General features: G+C 38.7%; 15 protein-coding genes. 7 read left to right on the top strand and 8 right to left on the bottom strand.

All coding sequences use genetic code 11. From position 1 onward, the window contains the following. The 3 genes from ACK2WI_RS12475 to ACK2WI_RS12465 all read left to right on the top strand — a co-directional run bounded on the left by ACK2WI_RS12475 (nucleotide 1) and on the right by ACK2WI_RS12465 (nucleotide 2,172). Nucleotides 1-459, top strand: coding sequence for a gliding motility lipoprotein GldH (locus ACK2WI_RS12475; RefSeq protein ID WP_409151113.1), 459 nt, complete (start codon nucleotides 1-3; stop codon nucleotides 457-459). A gap of 2 nt (nucleotides 460-461) precedes the next feature. Further along, complete coding sequence (lpxK, locus tag ACK2WI_RS12470; protein ID WP_409151112.1) at nucleotides 462-1,496, top strand: tetraacyldisaccharide 4'-kinase; 1,035 nt, start codon at nucleotides 462-464, stop codon at nucleotides 1,494-1,496. Between the two features lie 304 nt (nucleotides 1,497-1,800). Further along, nucleotides 1,801-2,172 carry a hypothetical protein gene (locus ACK2WI_RS12465; protein WP_093099957.1) on the top strand — a complete coding sequence of 124 codons (372 nt, stop codon included), beginning with the start codon at nucleotides 1,801-1,803 and terminating at the stop codon, nucleotides 2,170-2,172. 183 nt (nucleotides 2,173-2,355) lie between these two features. Here ACK2WI_RS12465 and dnaA read toward each other — a convergent pair whose 3' ends face one another. Continuing rightward, nucleotides 2,356-3,783 (bottom strand): chromosomal replication initiator protein DnaA, encoded by a 1,428-nt coding sequence (gene dnaA / locus ACK2WI_RS12460; RefSeq protein WP_093099955.1) that lies wholly within the window; start codon nucleotides 3,781-3,783, stop codon nucleotides 2,356-2,358. Nucleotides 3,784-4,135: 352 nt separating this feature from the next. Beyond that, nucleotides 4,136-6,064, bottom strand: a complete 1,929-nt coding sequence (gene dxs / locus ACK2WI_RS12455; protein WP_409151109.1) for a 1-deoxy-D-xylulose-5-phosphate synthase — start codon at nucleotides 6,062-6,064, stop codon at nucleotides 4,136-4,138. A gap of 151 nt (nucleotides 6,065-6,215) precedes the next feature. Here dxs and ACK2WI_RS12450 point away from each other — a divergent pair, with 151 nt between their 5' ends. Then, nucleotides 6,216-6,968, top strand: coding sequence for a ScpA family protein (locus ACK2WI_RS12450; protein WP_093099952.1), 753 nt, complete (start codon nucleotides 6,216-6,218; stop codon nucleotides 6,966-6,968). Here the strand turns inward: ACK2WI_RS12450 and ACK2WI_RS12445 are convergent. The 3 genes from ACK2WI_RS12445 to ACK2WI_RS12435 are packed head-to-tail and all read right to left on the bottom strand — an operon-like array spanning nucleotide 6,965 to nucleotide 9,699. Beyond that, nucleotides 6,965-7,711: an enoyl-CoA hydratase/isomerase family protein gene (locus ACK2WI_RS12445; protein WP_409151108.1), complete on the bottom strand. Its 747-nt coding sequence runs from the start codon at nucleotides 7,709-7,711 to the stop codon at nucleotides 6,965-6,967. The two genes, ACK2WI_RS12450 and ACK2WI_RS12445, sit on opposite strands and share 4 nt — an antisense overlap. Then, entirely contained in the window at nucleotides 7,701-8,558 is an 858-nt protein-coding gene (locus tag ACK2WI_RS12440; protein ID WP_409151107.1) for a hydroxymethylglutaryl-CoA lyase, read from the bottom strand. Before ACK2WI_RS12440 ends, ACK2WI_RS12445 begins: the two co-directional genes overlap by 11 nt. Beyond that, nucleotides 8,548-9,699, bottom strand: a complete 1,152-nt coding sequence (locus tag ACK2WI_RS12435; RefSeq protein WP_409151106.1) for an acyl-CoA dehydrogenase family protein — start codon at nucleotides 9,697-9,699, stop codon at nucleotides 8,548-8,550. Before ACK2WI_RS12435 ends, ACK2WI_RS12440 begins: the two co-directional genes overlap by 11 nt. 136 nt (nucleotides 9,700-9,835) lie before the next feature. Between ACK2WI_RS12435 and ACK2WI_RS12430 the strand changes: the two genes are divergently transcribed. Beyond that, entirely contained in the window at nucleotides 9,836-11,443 is a 1,608-nt protein-coding gene (locus ACK2WI_RS12430) for an acyl-CoA carboxylase subunit beta (protein WP_409151104.1), read from the top strand. A gap of 312 nt (nucleotides 11,444-11,755) precedes the next feature. Here ACK2WI_RS12430 and thiL read toward each other — a convergent pair whose 3' ends face one another. Then, nucleotides 11,756-12,802 carry a thiamine-phosphate kinase gene (gene thiL / locus ACK2WI_RS12425; protein ID WP_409151513.1) on the bottom strand — a complete coding sequence of 349 codons (1,047 nt, stop codon included), beginning with the start codon at nucleotides 12,800-12,802 and terminating at the stop codon, nucleotides 11,756-11,758. A gap of 7 nt (nucleotides 12,803-12,809) precedes the next feature. After that, the gene (gene nadA, locus ACK2WI_RS12420; protein WP_093099944.1) at nucleotides 12,810-13,808 is read right to left on the bottom strand and encodes a quinolinate synthase NadA; all 999 of its coding nucleotides are present in this window, start codon (nucleotides 13,806-13,808) and stop codon (nucleotides 12,810-12,812) included. 493 nt (nucleotides 13,809-14,301) lie between these two features. Between nadA and nadB the strand changes: the two genes are divergently transcribed. Both nadB and ACK2WI_RS12410 read left to right on the top strand, forming a co-directional pair. After that, entirely contained in the window at nucleotides 14,302-15,894 is a 1,593-nt protein-coding gene (gene nadB, locus ACK2WI_RS12415) for an L-aspartate oxidase (RefSeq protein ID WP_093099943.1), read from the top strand. 20 nt (nucleotides 15,895-15,914) lie between these two features. Beyond that, nucleotides 15,915-16,427, top strand: a complete 513-nt coding sequence (locus ACK2WI_RS12410) for a gamma carbonic anhydrase family protein (RefSeq protein WP_409151102.1) — start codon at nucleotides 15,915-15,917, stop codon at nucleotides 16,425-16,427. Between the two features lie 8 nt (nucleotides 16,428-16,435). Here ACK2WI_RS12410 and ACK2WI_RS12405 read toward each other — a convergent pair whose 3' ends face one another. Further along, nucleotides 16,436-18,115, bottom strand: coding sequence for an Ig-like domain-containing domain (locus ACK2WI_RS12405; RefSeq protein WP_409151100.1), 1,680 nt, complete (start codon nucleotides 18,113-18,115; stop codon nucleotides 16,436-16,438). Between the last annotated feature and the right edge of the window lies 1 nt (nucleotide 18,116).

Here is an 18,116-nt window from a genome sequence, read left to right as displayed (position 1 = left end):
ATGCATAGAACTGTATTCATAGCTATTGTTGTTCTTTTGCTGACCTCCTGTCAGGAAGGGGCATTCTATGAAAGAAATTCCGTTATCCCAGGTCAACTCTGGGATAACGGTTTTAAACCTCATTTTGAGGTAGATGTAAAAAATAAACAAGATAAATACGATGTGTTTATCAACCTAAGGCATACCGCCTACTATCCATATTCCAATTTTTCCTTTGGAATCAAGCAAAAAGGTTTAGGAATTCAAGACAGCAGTGCCCACTTTGACATCAAATTGGCAGAGGCTGATGGTCGTTGGATCGGCGCTTCGGCTGGTAACCTCTATGAGCAGACCAAACTGCTACAGGAGAATTTTACTTTTCCGGATACGGGAAAATATGTATTTTCAATCCAACAGAACATGCGTGATAATCCTCTGAGGGGAATAAACGATGTCGGAATCAAGTTAATCAAGAAATAGATATGCAGCTATTAAGGTGGTTGTTGCTTCCCTTTACCATCCTCTATACCTTTATAATTTGGGTAAGAAACAAGCTTTATGACCTAAATATCCTCTCTTCTAAGACTTTTGACATCAAGACTATTGTCATTGGTAATTTGGCAGTTGGAGGCGCTGGAAAAAGCCCCTTGACCCAAAAACTAATCGATCACTTCAGAAACAAATTCAAGGTCGCTACCCTAAGTAGGGGCTATGGAAGGAAAACTAAAGGTTTCCGTTTGGTGCAAGTGGATGACTTAGTCGAAAATGTAGGGGATGAGCCTTTGCAATTCAAAAAGAACTTTCCAGATATCACCATAACAGTGGATGAAAATAGGGCAGAAGGTATAGAAATACTAAGTAAGGACCATGGCCTTATCCTTTTAGATGATGCCTATCAACATAGAAAAGTAAAACCTAGCACTTCTATCTTGGTCTTTGAATACCAGTCTATCCTCGAACCTATCTTTCTATTACCCACCGGCCAATACAGAGATACTTTTGATCAGACCAAAAGGGCTAATCTTATATTAATTAGCAAATGTCCTGATTATATTCCCTTTGAAAATAAATTAAAGATCCAGGAGAAGATCAGGAAACACAATAATAAAGCAGACATCTTCTACAGTCGGATTGGCTATAAAGAGTGGATTCCATTAAATAATAATGAAATCATGCTGCCTAAATCCAAAAAGAACATCTTGTTGGTCACCGGAATAGCAAACCCCAAACCACTTGTACAGCAGCTCAGCGGCCAAGGAATAAAACTGGAGCATTTAAAATTTTCGGACCACCATAATTTTGATGACTTCGACTATAAAGTAATCATTGGAAGGTTCGAGAAGTTAAATGAAAATAAAGATGCTGTCCTGTTGACTACTGAAAAGGACGCACAACGATTGGATATGGAAAGGTTGAAGGATATACCAACTTATTATATTCCCATTGATATCTTAATTGAAAATGAGAATGAGTTTTTTCTAGAATTAGACTCTTCACTAGAAAAGTATCATTCCTAAATTTATCAAATAACGATAAATGAAAGCTACCTGATATCAGATAGCTTTTTCTTTTTTGTCACATATTGTAATATTTTTTCAATTCAACTGAAATAATTAGAATTTAACTAGAATCTTGCTTAAAACATATATAGAGCCATTATTCTTATAATTTTAACACCCTGAGTTGATAGAATTATCTTGTTAAGAAATGTTAAAAAGTAACAAACATGATACAATCATACAATAAAAGATACAATTCGGCTGTTATTTATTGTACAGAAACGGAGTAAATAATAAAGTTTTAAACAAAAAAATTAAAATCATGAAAAAGTTATTTTTAGCAGTATCCGCAGTATTATTTTCATTAACTCTAACATTTGCTCAGGAAGTAAATCCAGAAGAGAAAGCAAAAGCAACTGTAACAGAATGGACACAACAGTTGAACTTGACAGAAGATCAACAGGCACAAATCTATAACGTAGTATTAGAGCACAAAAAAGCAAAATTAGCTTTAAAAGCAGACACTACTGCAGCAGCTGATGCAAAAGCTACTCAAATTGAGGCTTTGAATTCAGATCTAGATAAAAAAGTATCTGATTTGTTGACTGATGAACAGAAACCATTGTACGCTAAGATTGTAGAAGCTCGCGCAGCGAAAAAAGCTACTATGCCAGAGCCGAAACAAGTACAATAATCTAACTAATATTCATGTTTCATAAATAGAAAAGGGACTGCAGTAGCTGCAGTCCCTTTTCTGCTTTTTTAAAAGATAAGAGTATTTAGTAGTTAGTATTTAGACCGGTCAAATAGTAACAAAATAAAAAAGCTTGGGATGTTCTCCCAAGCTTTTCAATTTCTTTCTTTACAATGTGTTCTTTTAAGATGCTTTTAATTTCTTTTGGATGTCTTGCACATACGTCTTGAATTTCTTATCCGTTTCGATAAGGTCTTCTACAGTTTGGCAAGCATAGATTACGGTAGAGTGGTCACGACCGCCAAAGAAATTACCGATAGACTTCAATGAAGATTTGGTATGGTTCTTTGCCAAATACATTGAAATCTGTCTAGCTTGTACGATTTCACGTTTACGGACTTTGGATTTAACCATTTCAACTGGTACCTCAAAGTATTCACATACTAGTTTTTGGATGTACTCCATTGAGATTTCCTTATGGGTGTTCTTCACAAAGTTCTTTAACATCGACTTTGCTAAGTTCAAATCAATCTCTCTCTTGTTCAAAGTAGATTGAGCCAATAAAGAAACCATTGCTCCTTCTAATTCTCGGACACTGTTGTCAATCTGATTCGCCACATACTCCACTACACTTTCAGGTAGTTCGATACCATCTGAATACATCTTTTTCTTAAGGATCGCCATTCTAGTCTCTAGGTCAGGAACCTGGATATCGGCGGATAATCCCCATTTAAAACGGCTTAATAATCTTTCTTCGAGACCAGAAAGATCCTTAGGCGCTTTATCAGATGTCAAGATGATCTGTTTACCTGTTTGGTGCAAGTGATTGAAAATGTGGAAGAATATATCCTGTGTTTTCTCTTTACCCGCAAAATTATGTACATCATCCATGATGATTACATCCATTGCTTGGTAAAAATTCACGAAATCATTGATGGTGTTATTCTTCAAAGAGTCAACGAATTGCTGACAGAACTTTTCACATGACACATAGATTACCAGTTTATCTGGTAAGTTTCTTTTGATTTCATTACCGATTGCTTGAGCGAGGTGAGTTTTACCTAAACCCACATCTCCATAGACCATCAAAGGGTTGAAAGAAGTTCCTCCTGGTTTATTTGCGACAGCATATCCAGCTGAACGAGCCAAACGGTTACATTCGCCTTCGATAAAATTGTCGAAAGTATAATTTTGATTTAATTGAGGATCAACTTGTAATTTCTTTAAACCCGGAATTACGAAAGGATTTTTGATGTTCTTGTTCAATGCAACTGGAACAGGAATTGATTGCTTCTTTCCCTCAGCACCGTTTCCATTCGATGGAATGTTGGTGGTGTAAGGTGGGTTAGCAGACGACTTTTCTACAACGATGTTGTATTCCAGTCGGCCTTGTTCACCCAAGAATTTTTTAACTGTTTTTCTGAGAATACCTACATAATGTTCTTCCAACCACTCATAGAAGAACAGACTTGGTACTTGAATAGTTAAAACGTTTCCTTCTAGACGTACAGCTTTAACGGGCTCGAACCATGTTTTAAAACTTTGCGTTGGTATATTATCTTTTATGACTGCAAGACAACTTTCCCAAACACTTGTACACGTTTTTTCCATTCTGAATTTGTTAATAACTTGAAAACCAATAATTGACAAAATTTCTGTTCATAACTTTTGCCTACAACGAATATGACAAAAAAAAATGAGCTAAAAAATTAAAATGACAAAAAAAAGGTAAGTCGCTAAAAAACAACATTTTAATTGTAATTTTTAGCATATTTTGTCCAAAATATTAGTACAAAATTATTTTATTAACACATATATTTTGATACCCTATTTCTAGGACTTTTTAAAGCAAAAATTAAGCAAGGAAAAATAAATGTGGAAAACTTTTAATAAAAAAGGAAGCCTGTGGGCTTCCTCATGTAGACTCTTGATTGTCTTTGAAATACCTGCTCTATTAGAGCAATTATCCTACCAAAGTTTCAGTTTTTATGCCTTTTGTTAATTTCCTAACTTGATCTTCGATACCAGCAGCATCGTATCCACAAATATGCCATAACTCTGCCTGCTCGCCGTGCTCTACAATACCATCTGGGATACCCAATCGTAGTACCTGAGCCTCATAATGATGGTCTGCCATAAACTCTAGGATTGCAGATCCAATCCCTCCCGGCAAACAACCATCTTCTACCGTGACCACTTTAGTATATTTTTTGAATACCTCGTGTAACAAAGCTTCATCCAAAGGTTTCGCAAATCGCATATCATAGTGCGCCGGATGGATACCATCTTCACGCAATTTTAAGATTGCTTTGCTAGCTTCATTACCTATATGTCCAAAAGTAAGGATAGCAATTTCTTCACCATCACAGATCTTTCTGCCTTTTCCAACCGGAATCTCCTTAAACGGCAGTTTCCAATCTGGCATAACACCATTACCACGCGGATAACGGATTGTAAAAGGTCCTTGATCTGGCAATTGCGCCGTATACATCAGATTTCTCAATTCCTCTTCGTTCATTGGCGAAGCCAAGACCATGTTCGGAACACAGCGCATAAATGCAATATCATAGGCACCATGATGCGTTGGGCCATCAGCACCAACCAATCCGGCTCTATCCAAACAGAATACCACATTCAGCTTCTGTAAAGCGACATCATGGATAACCTGATCGTATGCCCTTTGCATAAAAGACGAATAGATATTACAGAAAGGTACCAAACCTTGAGCTGCCAATCCGGCACTGAATGTAACAGCATGCTGTTCAGCAATGCCCACATCAAATGCTCTGTTCGGCATCGCTTTCATCATGATGTTCATAGAAGATCCACTCGGCATCGCCGGAGTAATCCCCATGATCTTATCGTTTGTCTCTGCCAATTCCACCAATGAATGACCAAATACATCCTGGTACTTCGGTGGTTGAGGTTTTTCAGAAATAGATTTCTTGATTTCTCCGGTGATCTTGTCAAAAAGACCAGGAGCATGCCATTTTGTTTGATCCTTTTCCGCCAATGCATAGCCCTTACCTTTTACGGTAACCACATGCAACAGCTTAGGACCATTGATATGTTTCAGATCCTCGATGGTTTTCACCAGTTTATTGACGTCGTGTCCATCAACAGGACCAAAATATCTAAAGTTTAGAGACTCAAATAGGTTAGAGTTCTTCAATAAGGTGCCTTTAATGCTCTGCTCGAGCTTTTTAGCCCAGCCGTAAGCATTCGGACCTTTCTTGGAAATCTTCTCCAATACGGACACCAAATCGTCTCTAAATCGATTGTAACTTTTTGAAGTGGTTATGCTGGTCAGGTATTCTTTCATTGCGCCCACATTCGGGTCAATCGACATACAGTTGTCATTAAGAATAACCAACAGGTTCGATTTCTCAATTCCAGCATGGTTCAACGCTTCGAATGCCATACCGCCGGTCAAGGCTCCATCACCGATTACAGCAACATGCTGCCTGTCGGTTTCACCTTTATATGCCGAGGCCACTGCCATTCCCAAAGCTGCAGAAATGGATGTCGAAGAGTGTCCAACCCCAAATGCATCATATTCGCTTTCGCCGCGCTTCGGAAAGCCCGATAGCCCACCTAAAATACGGTTCGTATGGAATTCTTCCCTTCTTCCCGTCAGTATCTTGTGTCCATAAGCCTGATGACCAACATCAAAGATCACTTGATCATAAGGCGTATTCAATGCATAATGCAACGCTACGGTAAGTTCCACTACACCTAAACTGGCTGCAAAATGTCCGCCGTTTACAGAAACGATATCGATGATAAACTGTCTCAGCTCTTTACAAACTTCTTCAAGTTCCGACTCCTTCAAATTACGAAGATCAGATGGAAATTGAATTTTTTGTAATAGCGGTCCTGCTTCTACCTGCATAAATGAAAAAATTTCGAAATAAGATACAAAGTAACAATTTATTCTTTTAACTATGGTATATATATACAATTTAATCTGTAGCATTGTTTTGCTTTATTCGAATGAATTCCATCTTTTTATACAATCAAATCACTATTTTTGAGCATATTCTATGGACGCAACAAACTACGAGATTAAATTAGCACAGTTCGAGGGACCCTTTGATCTATTGTTATTCTTTATTGAAAGGGATGAATTAAATATCCACGATATTCCGATCTCGAAGATCACCGATGATTTCTTGGCCTATATCCAGCATATGCAGTCCTTGAACATCGAATTAGCCTCTGAATTTATCTTTGTTGCCTCGACCTTGATGCGTATCAAGGCCAAGATGCTCTTGCCTCGTCCTGAGCTGGATGAAAATGAAAACGAGATCGACCTTAAAAAGGAATTAGTCCAAAAGCTTGTCCTGTACAAGCAATTCAAGGAAATCTGCGAAGAACTGAAAGATTTGGAAGACCGTAGGTCCAAATTTTATGAAAGAGGTAACACCGAAATCGACCTGAAGATAGCGCGTGAAGCCAAAGCGCAGACCCTAGAGGAGGAATTATCCACTTTTGACCTATATAAACTGATGTTGGTATACGAAAGGGTCATGTACAATTTTTCCCATCGTGTACAGGATGTCACCCACACCGTTGTCAAATATCCTTACAGCATAGAGCAACAGAAAAAAGCAATAGCTGAATTGATTGAAATCAATAAATCATTGGATTTTTCAGCCTTAGCTAAGAATTCTGAGAATAAAGTACAGTTTGTCTATAATTTCTTGGCGGTTTTAGAAATGTTGCAGCAGAAATTATTGGACATAGAAGTAGGTCTTGGATTCAACAATTTCTGGATAGAAAAGAAGGTTTCTTAGTTCTTATTGAGCTTTTCCGCCATAAATTTCTTCACTTCATCCCTGTCTTTCAGTTTTTGCAAAGCATCCAGGAGATAGGCATATTGTTTATCGGCATCCATATTACGGATCGCTTTCAAGGCCTGCATTCCAGCTTGCATCGCATAAATGCTCTTATCAGCAAAGGAAGCAATCAAACTATCCAGTTTATCCTGTTCCAGATAACCATCCACTAGTCCCAATTCCATTGCCCTATCCGTTTGGAAAGGGTTAGGATCAAAGCATAATTGCAAAATCTGCTTCTCGGACATGACCCTCCTCAAACCAGCCATAACCTGAAATGGGAAGATCCCCAAAGCAATTTCAGGCAATCCAAAATTCAGGTCTTTTTTAGCAAATACATAAGTACATCCTAGGATATAAAGAAAACCTCCAGCAATCACATCACCTTCGACGATAGCGATAGAAGGTTTATTGAATTGATCAAAGATCTCGCCCAAGGAGCGTTCAACAGGAGTAATATCAGGATTAGGACTATCAAGTTCCGGGTTTTGATAGGTCTTCAAATCCATTCCAGCACAAAATACAGGTCCATTGGCCTTTAATACCAGCAAATGTACCATATCATTCGCCTCAGCCTCCTGCAAAGCATGCGCAACCTCACTGACCGTTGTTGGGGTAAAAGCATTCCGCTTTGCTTCCCTATCCAAGGTCAAGGTAAAAACATGTTCTTTTATTTCGGTTTGAATGAATTTATAATTCATGCTTGATCAAATTTTGAAATCCCTCCATCAGTCCAGACATGGTATCAAAGTTAGCTTTATTGAAGCGATCTACTAATAATTCCGAAGGAATATTTCCTACCAACTCATCTTTGGCAAAAGGACAGCCCCCATAACCTAAAACAGCACCCTCAAATCGTCTACATCCAGCCGAATAGGCTGCATCGATTTTCAATAAGGCACTCTCGATAGGCGAGTGGAAATGTGCACTGAAGGGAATATCCTCAAAATCCTTGGTAATCTTGTGGAAGAGACCCGTGATGCTCTCCGGAGTAGCTTCTGAAGTAGTATCAGCAATCGAAAAATTCTTTACGCCGATGGCATTCAGATTATAGATCCATTCCGAAACCAGATCCATGTCCCAATGATCCCCATAGGGGTTTCCAAAGGCCATGGAAATATAGATAACCAACTCTTGCTTAGCGTTTTTACTCATGATATCCAGAACTTCTTTGACTGTTTCATAGGCTTCAGCAATGCTGGCATTGGTATTCTTTTTCTGAAATGTTTCCGAAATGGAGAATGGATAACCTAGGTAATCAATTTTCTGCATTTCGGACCCTATTTCAGCACCTCTTTTGTTGGCTATGATAGCCAATAACTTCACCTTATCATCTTTTTCCAATCCCGCTAAAACAGCTTCCGTATCACTCAATTGCGGAACAGCCTTTGGCGAAACAAAACTGCCAAAGTCTATGCAATCAAAGACCTGGCTTTTTATCAATTGGTTGATATAAGCTATTTTCTTTTCCGTTGGAATCTGATACTGAATACCCTGGATAGCATCCCGAGGGCAATCCACTAAGGTTACTTGATCGTTATTGAACATCTTTTTTTATCTCCCTTGCAATGACCATGCGTTGGATAGAGCTGGTTCCTTCACCAATAGTACATAATTTAGCATCTCTAAAGTACTTTTCAGCAGGAAAATCCTTAGTAAATCCATAACCACCAAGAATCTGTACAGCATCGTTGGATACCTCTACAGCCGTTTCCGACGCATATAATTTAGCCATGGCTCCTTCCTTGGTCACTTTCTGACCATGATCTTTCAAATCACCCGCCTGTCTGATCAACAGTTCAGAAGCCGTGATTTTCGTCGCCATATCTGCTAAATTAAAACCAACCGCTTGAAAATCAAAAATTTTAGTCTGGAATTGTTCCCTTTCATTGGCATATTTCAAGGCACATTCATAAGCTCCTCTTGCAATTCCTAGGGATAGGGCAGCAATGGAGATCCTTCCACCATCCAATAATTTCAAGGCCTGAACAAAACCATCCCCAATTTCACCGATCAGCTGATCCTTATGGATACGGCAATTATCGAAAAATAAAGATCCCGTTTCAGAAGCACGCATGCCCAACTTATCCATCTTCGCACCAGCTGTAAACCCTTCCATTCCTTTTTCTACGATAAAAGCAGAGATTCCTTTTTTATCGCCTTTTTCACCTGTTCTAGCCATTACCACAGCTACATCTCCAGAAATAGCATGGGTAATAAAAGTTTTATCTCCGTTTAAGATGAAGTAATCACCATCTTGAACCGCAGTGGTATTCATTCCGCCAGCATCCGATCCTGATCCCGGCTCAGTTAATCCCCAAGCGCCAATCCATTCAGCCTTAGCTAGTTTGGGAAGGTATCTTCTTTTTTGTTCCTCGTTGGCAAAACTCAAAATATGGTTGGTACACAAGGAATTATGGGCCGCCACAGATAAACCTATGGAGCCACAAACTTTCGAAATCTCATCTAAAATGGTAATATATTCTTGATAGTTCAATCCAGAGCCACCATATTCTTCAGGAACTAGAATTCCCATGAATCCATGGTCACCTAAATTTTTAAAAAGTTCAATTGGGAAAATTTGAGCCTCATCCCACTTCATCACGTGAGGCTTTATATACGTGTTTGCAAAGGTACGGGCACTCTCTCTAACTAGTGTCAATTCTTCTTTAGAACCGAGGTTATACATAATATTATTTTAATTAAGTTTATATTTGGGTTACAAATGTTTCTTACAAATATTATAAAAAACAAATAATATTTTATGATATTTATAATAATTTAATATTTCAGAACCTAATAAATTACATTATTTCAATAAAGCTATGCGAGGCCAATTAGAAGAACTCCAAAAGAAAAGAGAAAAACTACTGTTAGGTGGAGGCTTGGACAAAATCCAAAAACAACATGAAAAAGGGAAATTATCGGCATGGGAAAGGGTCCTATACCTTTTAGATGAAGATAGAGATTTCACTGAGATCGGTGTCTTTGCTGCCGATGGGCAGTATGAAGAACACGGTGGCTGTCCGAATGCCGGGGTAGTCGTCGTATTGGGCTATGTTAAGAATAGGTTATGTGTCATTGTATCAAACGATGCTACGGTCAAAGCCGGAGCCTGGTTTCCGATGACTTGCAAGAAAAACTTGAGAGCCCAGGAAATAGCCATGGAAAACCATATCCCCATTATCTATTTGGTAGATTCTGCAGGAGTTTTTCTCCCTATGCAAGCTGAAATTTTCCCTGATAAAGAGCATTTTGGAAGGATCTTTAGAAATAATGCCAAACTTTCATCCATGGGTATCCCACAAATATCGGCCATCATGGGTTCCTGTGTGGCGGGGGGTGCCTATTTACCGATCATGTCTGATTATGCGTTGATTGTAGAAGGTACTGGATCGGTATTTTTGGCAGGATCATACCTGGTTAAATCATCCATCGGCGAAGTCATTGATAATGAAACCTTAGGCGGTGCTGATACGCACTGTGAAATATCTGGAGTAACCGACAATAAATATCCTAATGATGAGAGCTGTCTGGATGCTATCAAGAATATCGTCGATAAATTTGGGTCAGAACCGACCTATCAATATTCTAGGATAGAGGCTAAAGAGCCCGAATATGCTATGGAAAAGCTCTATGATTATATGCCTGAAGATAGATTGAAGCCCTATAACATGGTTGAAATCTTGAAATGTATAGTCGATAAGGGTTCATTGGAAGAATATAAAGCAGATTATGGAAAGACCTTGATCTGTGCATTGGCTAGGGTAGATGGATGGGCAGTAGGGATAGTAGCCAACCAAAGGGAAGTGGTAAAGGCCAAGAAACCTGGAGGCTCTACAGAGATGCAGATGGGTGGTGTTATCTATTCTGATTCGGCAGATAAGGCAGCAAGATTTATCATGAACTGCAACCAACAGAAGATCCCGTTGGTTTTCTTCCAGGACATCACCGGTTTTATGGTGGGTTCCAGGGCAGAGCATGGCGGCATTATCAAGGATGGTGCAAAAATGGTGAATGCCATGGCCAATTCCGTTGTTCCTAAATTCACTTTTATGGTCGGAAACAGCTATGGAGCAGGTAATTACGCAATGTGTGGCAAAGCCTATGATCCTCGGTTGATCTATGCATGGCCTACCGCTAAAATAGCCGTAATGAGTGGTGCTTCTGCTGGAAAAACCTTGTTACAGATCCAAGAAGCAGCCTTGAAATCCAAAAATATCAGCCTAAGTGAAGCAGATAAAAACAAGCTTTTACAGGATATTGAAAAGACCTACAATGAGCAATTGAGCCCTTATTATGCCGCTTCAAGACTATGGGTAGATGGTGTAATCGATCCAGCTGAAACCAGAAAAATTATTTCCATGGGTATCGAAGCTGCAACCCATAATACCGATATCGGAAAATACAATGTAGGGGTGATTCAAACCTAATTCAAAGAGAATATTTTTATAAATAAAATATAAGAGGAAAGCTTTGTCCAAGATGGCAAAGCTTTCCTTTTTTTATGCCCATCTATAGCTGAGAAAACTGCTCATAAAACTGTATTCTTTTATTATTTTAATAAATGTGTTTCTGCTTAATTACGGCATATTTTAGGGACCTCCTTTTACTCTCATTCGAGACATATTCGGAAAATTCCGAACGTGTCTCGAATGAGAGTAAAGTCAAATTGCGCTATATACGAAAAATGGAGCCAACTCATATTGGCTCCATTTCAAATATTTTAATAAAGTAAGCTTTGCTTATTCTTGGTTTCCAAAGGCATTCCAACCTTGGGCTTTGATCTCATGGACATTACCAGATTTAGATACCATGGTACAACCTGCAGCTGCTTCTGTAATATGACCAATAATACTGATTTCCATGTTGTTTTTCAGCTTATCATAATCACTTTGAGCAACTGTAAACAGTAATTCATAATCCTCGCCGCCACTTAAGGCACATACCGTAGGATCCAATCCAAATTCACGGGCAGTTTCATAAGTCATCGGATCGATAGGAATCTTTTCCTCGTATAATTTACAGCCTACATTTGAGGCTTTACAGATATGCAAAATCTCGGAAGCCAAACCATCGGAAACATCGATCATAGCATGTGGTTTAACCTCTAAAGCAGCTAGCAATTCAACGATATCTTTTCTTGCCTCAGGTCTCAATTGACGTTCAATAATATAGTCTTTTCCTTCTAGATCAGGCTGGATATTAGGGTTTTCTAAGAAGATCTGTTTTTCCCTTTCCAGTAATTGCAGACCCACATAAGCTCCACCCAGATCACCGGAAACACAGATCAGATCACCTTCTTTTGCTGCGGAACGATAAGCAATGTTATCCGCATCTGCATAACCTATACTGGTTACCGAGATCACCAATCCTTGTGTAGAAGTACTGGTATCACCACCGATCAGGTCCACGTTATAATTTTGGCAAGCCAATAGGGCACCTTCATAGATTTCTTCTACGGCTTCCAGGGGAAACTTAGAAGATAATCCGATGGAAATGGTCACTTGGCTAGCGATTCCATTCATGGCATAAATATCACTTAAATTTACTTGTATAGCTTTGTATCCTAAGTGTTTAAGTGGAACATAGCGCAGATCAAAATGTACATTTTCCAATAAGAGATCCGTGGATATCAAAGTCTGTTTATTGGAAAAATCCAATACGGCAGCATCATCGCCAATCCCTTTTACAGAGCTGGGTTGGGTCAGTACTACAGATTGGGTCAGGTGATTGATCAGACCAAATTCACCGATTTCGTTTAGGTTGGTTCTATCGCTATTTTCAAATATACTCATCTTATAATCCTAGTTTTGCGGAAATTTCAAGCATGCGTTCAATAGGTTTTTGCGCACGTTGAATGATATCTTCATCTAATGTAATTTCTGGTTGTTCGTAGTATAAGCAGTTATATAGCTTCTCCAAAGTATTCAATTTCATGTGTGGGCAATCGTTGCAAGCACATAAATTGTTTGGAGGAGCAGGGATAAATGTCTTGGAAGGGCTAGCTTTTTGCATTTGGTGCAAAATTCCAGATTCCGTTGCTACGATATAAGTATCGCTTGGATCTTCGATCGTGAATTTTAACATTCCCGATGTAGAACCGATATAATCAGCTTGAGCCAGGATATGATCTTCACATTCTGGATGAGCAATGAATTTTGCATCTGGATATTCAGCACGAAGGGCATCGATTTTTTCTTGCGAGAAAATCTCGTGGACCATACAGGCACCATTCCAAAGGACAAGATCTCGACCTGTTTTTTTCTTCACGTAATCCCCTAGGTTGCGATCTGGACCGAAAATGATTTTTTGGTCAGCCGGTAAGCTTTCAACAATCTGTACGGCATTACTAGAAGTACAGACGATATCTGAAAGCGCCTTCAATTCCGCAGTACAGTTCACATAAGTGATCACTAAATGGTCTGGATATTTCTCTTTGAATTTAGCAAACAAATGTGGAGGACAACTATCTGATAATGAACATCCTGCCTTTAAATCTGGTAATAATACCTTCTTGGAAGGCGAAAGGATCTTAGCCGTTTCTGCCATGAAATGTACACCGGCAAAAACGATGACATCCGCATCTGTTTTAGCTGCTTGTTGAGATAGACCTAGACTATCCCCAATATAATCTGCTATATCTTGTATTTCAGACTCTTGGTAGTAATGCGCTAAGATAACCGCATTCTTTTCCTTCTTAAGTCTTTCAATTTCTTTGACCAAATCTAGGTTAGGATCTATTGCAACATCAATATATCCCTTAGCCACTAAGTCTGTTTCAAATGTTGTATTCATTTGGTTTTTCTAAGTTGATTCCTGCCTGTTTGACTTTCTAACATCACAAAAGTAAAGAAAGAAAACGAAACGAAATCCACATTCCCTTTTTTCAATAAATAATAATCTTTTTTTTAAAGAAGAATCTTGTTGTTTATTAGTCTGTGGAAAATGGGGATAATTCAGGTGATTTTTATTTTTTTTAGTGGATGTTCTATAGTTATTCACAACTTATCCACAGGTCGGGAAGGGTTAAGCGCTGATTTTCAATACTGTCGTTTTTCGGCTTTTATTTTTTGCATATTTTTTTGTGAAATGATAGTTGTGGGGAATATGTTAATATTTCGGTGATATTGTCTTAATATTTTGGTAATAGATGTGTGAAAATTGCTAGTATTGTGGAAACATAAGAAGTTTTACATTTTAATTCACGAGTTATTTACACGTTTTGCACATATTTTGTTAATTTGTTGGTTCAGTAGTAATTAACCGTAGCATCTACAATATACAATCAATGCTGGATAGAAAAGTTGATTTTTTGATAATAGGTTCGGGTATCGCCGGATTGAGTTTTGCACTTAAAGCTGCGAAGCTGGGAAAAGTACTTATTGTGACCAAAGCCAATGAGGATGAGTCGAATACGAAATATGCACAGGGTGGAGTGGCCGTAGTCACGGATGAAGGAGACAGCTTTGATAAACATATAGAAGATACCTTGATAGCAGGTGATGGATTGTGTGATGCACATGTTGTGGAAAACGTGGTGAAAGAAGGTCCAGAACGTATTGCCGAGCTGATTTCTTATGGAACTACCTTTGATCGGGAAGATTCTGGTGAATATGACCTGGCCAGAGAAGGTGGGCATTCTGAACACAGGATCCTTCATTATAAGGACATTACGGGCTATGAGATCGAACGTGCCTTATTGGAAAAAGTACATGCTGAACCTAATATAGAGATGCTGACGCATTATTTTGCGGTGGATCTCATTACTCAACATCATTTGGGCGTACATGTGGATAAACGTACAGAAGATATCAAATGCTTCGGTATTTATGCCTTTAACACCGAAACTGGACATGTTGAAAAGATCCTTTCTAAAATAACCTTGATGGCAACTGGTGGTGCTGGACATATTTATTCTACTACTACTAACCCAACCATTGCTACAGGTGATGGAATAGCCATGGTATACCGTGCAAAAGGAAAAGTTAGGAACATGGAATTTATCCAATTCCATCCAACTGCCTTATATAACCCTAAAGAATACCCTGCATTTTTGATCTCTGAAGCCGTTCGTGGATTTGGTGGTATTTTGAAAAGGGTTAATGGTGAGTCCTTTATGGAGGAATATGATGAAAGAGGCTCATTGGCTCCACGCGATATTGTTGCTCGTGCGATCGATGCAGAAATGAAAAAATCGGGTCTGGATTATGTCTACCTAGATATTAGACATCGCTCAAAATCAGATATTTTATCACATTTTCCGAATATATACGAGAAATGCCTTTCCATAGGTCTAGATATGACCAAGGATCTGATTCCTGTTACCCCAGCTGCACATTATTTATGTGGAGGTATTATGGTGGATGAATATGGAGCAACCTCGATCAATAACTTATATGCTTGTGGAGAATGTTCTTCTACTGGTCTTCATGGTGCTAATCGTTTGGCTTCCAATTCATTGCTAGAGGCAGCTGTCTATGCGCACCGCATATTTCAGGATGCGAGTAAACACATTGCTGATATTGATTTCCAGGATCATGTACCATCTTGGGATGAATCTAATACCCAATTGTTAAATGAGGATATCTTAGTGACACACAATCTACGTGAAACTCAGAAATTAATGAGTGATTATGTAGGCATCGTTCGTTCAGATTTCCGTTTGCAACGCGCCATGAGACGTTTAGGTCTGCTGCATGAGGAAACAGAGGCTTTTTATAAGAATACCAAGCTTTCCGTTAAACTTTGTGAGCTAAGAAATGTTATCCAAATAGCATATCTTGTTGTAAAATCAGCTATGCATCGCAAGGAGAGCAGGGGTCTGCATTATACCACGGATTATCCTAAGCATGCTGATGTACTGGAAGATACCATTCTTTAATTTCAAGTTTTAAGAGCTTTATGGCGACGATTTTACCTGTAAAGGATAAATACCCTGTAATAGAAGAAAATAGCTTTATAGCGCCTAATTGTACCATTGTAGGCGATGTGACGATAGGTTCACATTGTTCTGTTTGGTTCAATGCGGTGGTGCGTGGCGACGTGAATTACATCAAAATTGGGGATTACTCCAATATTCAGGACAATGTAACCATACATGGGACCTATGAAAAGAATGGGACAGATGTTGGTAACTATGTTAATATCGGTCACAACGCCATCGTACATGGTTGTGTGATAGATGATTACGTGTTAATAGGAATGGGTGCAATCGTGATGGATAAAGCCCATATTCAATCCAATGTGATCATTGCAGCTGGAGCTGTGGTTTTGGAAAATATGGTATGCGAATCTGGATTCCTTTATGCCGGTGTACCTGCTAAAAAAATTAAGCCACTCACAGAGGAGCAGCTTAATCTATTGAAAAAATTACCGCACAATTATGTGCTTTATTCTTCTTGGTTTACGGAGTAAAAGGGGCTTTATTTGAATGTAACATCAATGGTTTCATTCTGTTCCCAATTGGCTCTGATCGTAAATGTCCGATCTAAGTACCAGATAGGTTCTGCCTGTCTTTTTTGATAAACATCCCCAGCGTCCCATTTACCATTCTTATTGCTATCTTCAATTAACCTGATGCTGTATTTACCACCTGGAAATTTCACATATCTGAGGATATGGTCGGGTGGGAGAGGGCGTTTATCAAATAATTTTTCCTTGGATTCATCGATTAGTTCGACAATATAATTTGAACTATCATTTAGACCGGTAAAGGTTAAATTGATATCACCATAGTTCTCCGTTTCATTTAAGGTGAACTGTGATTTGAATTCTTTGTTGGTTTCATCAAAAGGACCTAAGATGGCACCTTCTTCCAATACCAGTTCGTAATTCTTGTTTGGTCGCCAATTGAATCGGATATGGTACATTTCACGGTTTACCGAATCTTGTTGTAATTGGAAGTTTCTACGTGAAACAGAGTCTTCCTTGATCAATACCTTATTCTTATCGACGGATGCAATAGGATAGGTTGAAGTTAATTCAATGTGTTTGACACGGTCTACCTTATTGCTGATATTTAATTTTGGAAGAATGGCATTGTCTACTTTTATGTTTCTAGCTTTTCTTAGATCTATGGTATCCAATGGAACGTTCCTTTCGCTTACTTCGAGTTTGAGTGAATCGAATTCCAGGTTTTCCAAGTAGATATTTGCGGTATCTAGAGTGGGTTTGAAACGGACTAATTTATTGGCATCCAGGTTATTAGGGGATAGTATTCTAAAATTTCCATCTTCCAATGGCCTGTTAAAGGTTAGGAGTACGGATCCATTATTATCGACTTTTTTCTCTAAGTTTCTGAAAACTTGTGCTGTACCTTTGGTATATTCCAATTGAAGGCCGGATACATTTTGGTTCAAGGAAATACTATCCTGCAAAAAGCCGATCCATTCATCATTTCCATTGTAGATCTTATCGTTGTTCATATCCTTCAATGCGTATACACGATAGGTATCTTCACGAAGGTTACTGAATTTAAAGTTTCCGGAAGAATCGACAGTGGTATAATAGGAAGCTTTCTTCTTACCGAAAATGGTATCCCGGCTGGTTGGAATTAAGATGGCAATGACCTCTTTGTCTTTTTCCAAACTGAAGTCTTTGGTATATCCATTTTTAACCTGTCCGGAAATACTGAGGGAATCGAGTTCATCACCGGTTGCAAAGACGTAGTTGTAATTGATGAATGGGTTACCCTCATTGAAGTCGACTAGACCTTTTCCAAAGTTGATGGTGTAAGTGGTGTTGGCTTCCAATGAATCAGGCAATTCGATGATGAATCTTTTTTTCTTAACCTTATAGACTGGTTGGGTTTCTACGTCCGGAGAAATATTGAATTCCTTTCCGGGGTTGACCGTTTTGATAAATTCATCGAAAGTCATCTCGATCACTTTCGCTTTGAAATTTTTCGATAGGTTAGGAGGGGTGATCCCCAAAAGTTTTGGAGGCAAAGAATCTTTTGGACCTCCAGTAGGCTTTTGCATGTTCGCACATTGCACGAAGCTCAGTGCAATGATAGTTGCAAGACCTAAAAAGATTAGATTTTTAAATAAAGCTGTTTTTAGTTGATTTAACGGATTTTTATCTCTTTTGGATATCTGAGTCATA

Origin of the sequence: Sphingobacterium sp. BS-2, assembly GCF_046161205.1 — a bacterium.
GTDB classification, from domain to species: domain Bacteria; phylum Bacteroidota; class Bacteroidia; order Sphingobacteriales; family Sphingobacteriaceae; genus Sphingobacterium; species Sphingobacterium mizutaii.
The sequence above is the reverse complement of the archived record's forward strand: the minus strand, read 5'-3'. Positions and strand labels throughout refer to the sequence as shown.

Coding starts and splice junctions, on each gene's coding strand:
- ACK2WI_RS12475 (WP_409151113.1), top strand. CDS start 1: ATGCATAGAACTGTATTCATAGCTATTGTTGTTCTTTTGCTGACCTCC.
- lpxK (WP_409151112.1), top strand. CDS start 462: ATGCAGCTATTAAGGTGGTTGTTGCTTCCCTTTACCATCCTCTATACC.
- ACK2WI_RS12465 (WP_093099957.1), top strand. CDS start 1,801: ATGAAAAAGTTATTTTTAGCAGTATCCGCAGTATTATTTTCATTAACT.
- dnaA (WP_093099955.1), bottom strand. CDS start 3,783: ATGGAAAAAACGTGTACAAGTGTTTGGGAAAGTTGTCTTGCAGTCATA.
- dxs (WP_409151109.1), bottom strand. CDS start 6,064: ATGCAGGTAGAAGCAGGACCGCTATTACAAAAAATTCAATTTCCATCT.
- ACK2WI_RS12450 (WP_093099952.1), top strand. CDS start 6,216: ATGGACGCAACAAACTACGAGATTAAATTAGCACAGTTCGAGGGACCC.
- ACK2WI_RS12445 (WP_409151108.1), bottom strand. CDS start 7,711: ATGAATTATAAATTCATTCAAACCGAAATAAAAGAACATGTTTTTACC.
- ACK2WI_RS12440 (WP_409151107.1), bottom strand. CDS start 8,558: ATGTTCAATAACGATCAAGTAACCTTAGTGGATTGCCCTCGGGATGCT.
- ACK2WI_RS12435 (WP_409151106.1), bottom strand. CDS start 9,699: ATGTATAACCTCGGTTCTAAAGAAGAATTGACACTAGTTAGAGAGAGT.
- ACK2WI_RS12430 (WP_409151104.1), top strand. CDS start 9,836: ATGCGAGGCCAATTAGAAGAACTCCAAAAGAAAAGAGAAAAACTACTG.
- nadA (WP_093099944.1), bottom strand. CDS start 13,808: ATGAATACAACATTTGAAACAGACTTAGTGGCTAAGGGATATATTGAT.
- nadB (WP_093099943.1), top strand. CDS start 14,302: ATGCTGGATAGAAAAGTTGATTTTTTGATAATAGGTTCGGGTATCGCC.
- ACK2WI_RS12410 (WP_409151102.1), top strand. CDS start 15,915: ATGGCGACGATTTTACCTGTAAAGGATAAATACCCTGTAATAGAAGAA.
- ACK2WI_RS12405 (WP_409151100.1), bottom strand. CDS start 18,115: ATGACTCAGATATCCAAAAGAGATAAAAATCCGTTAAATCAACTAAAA.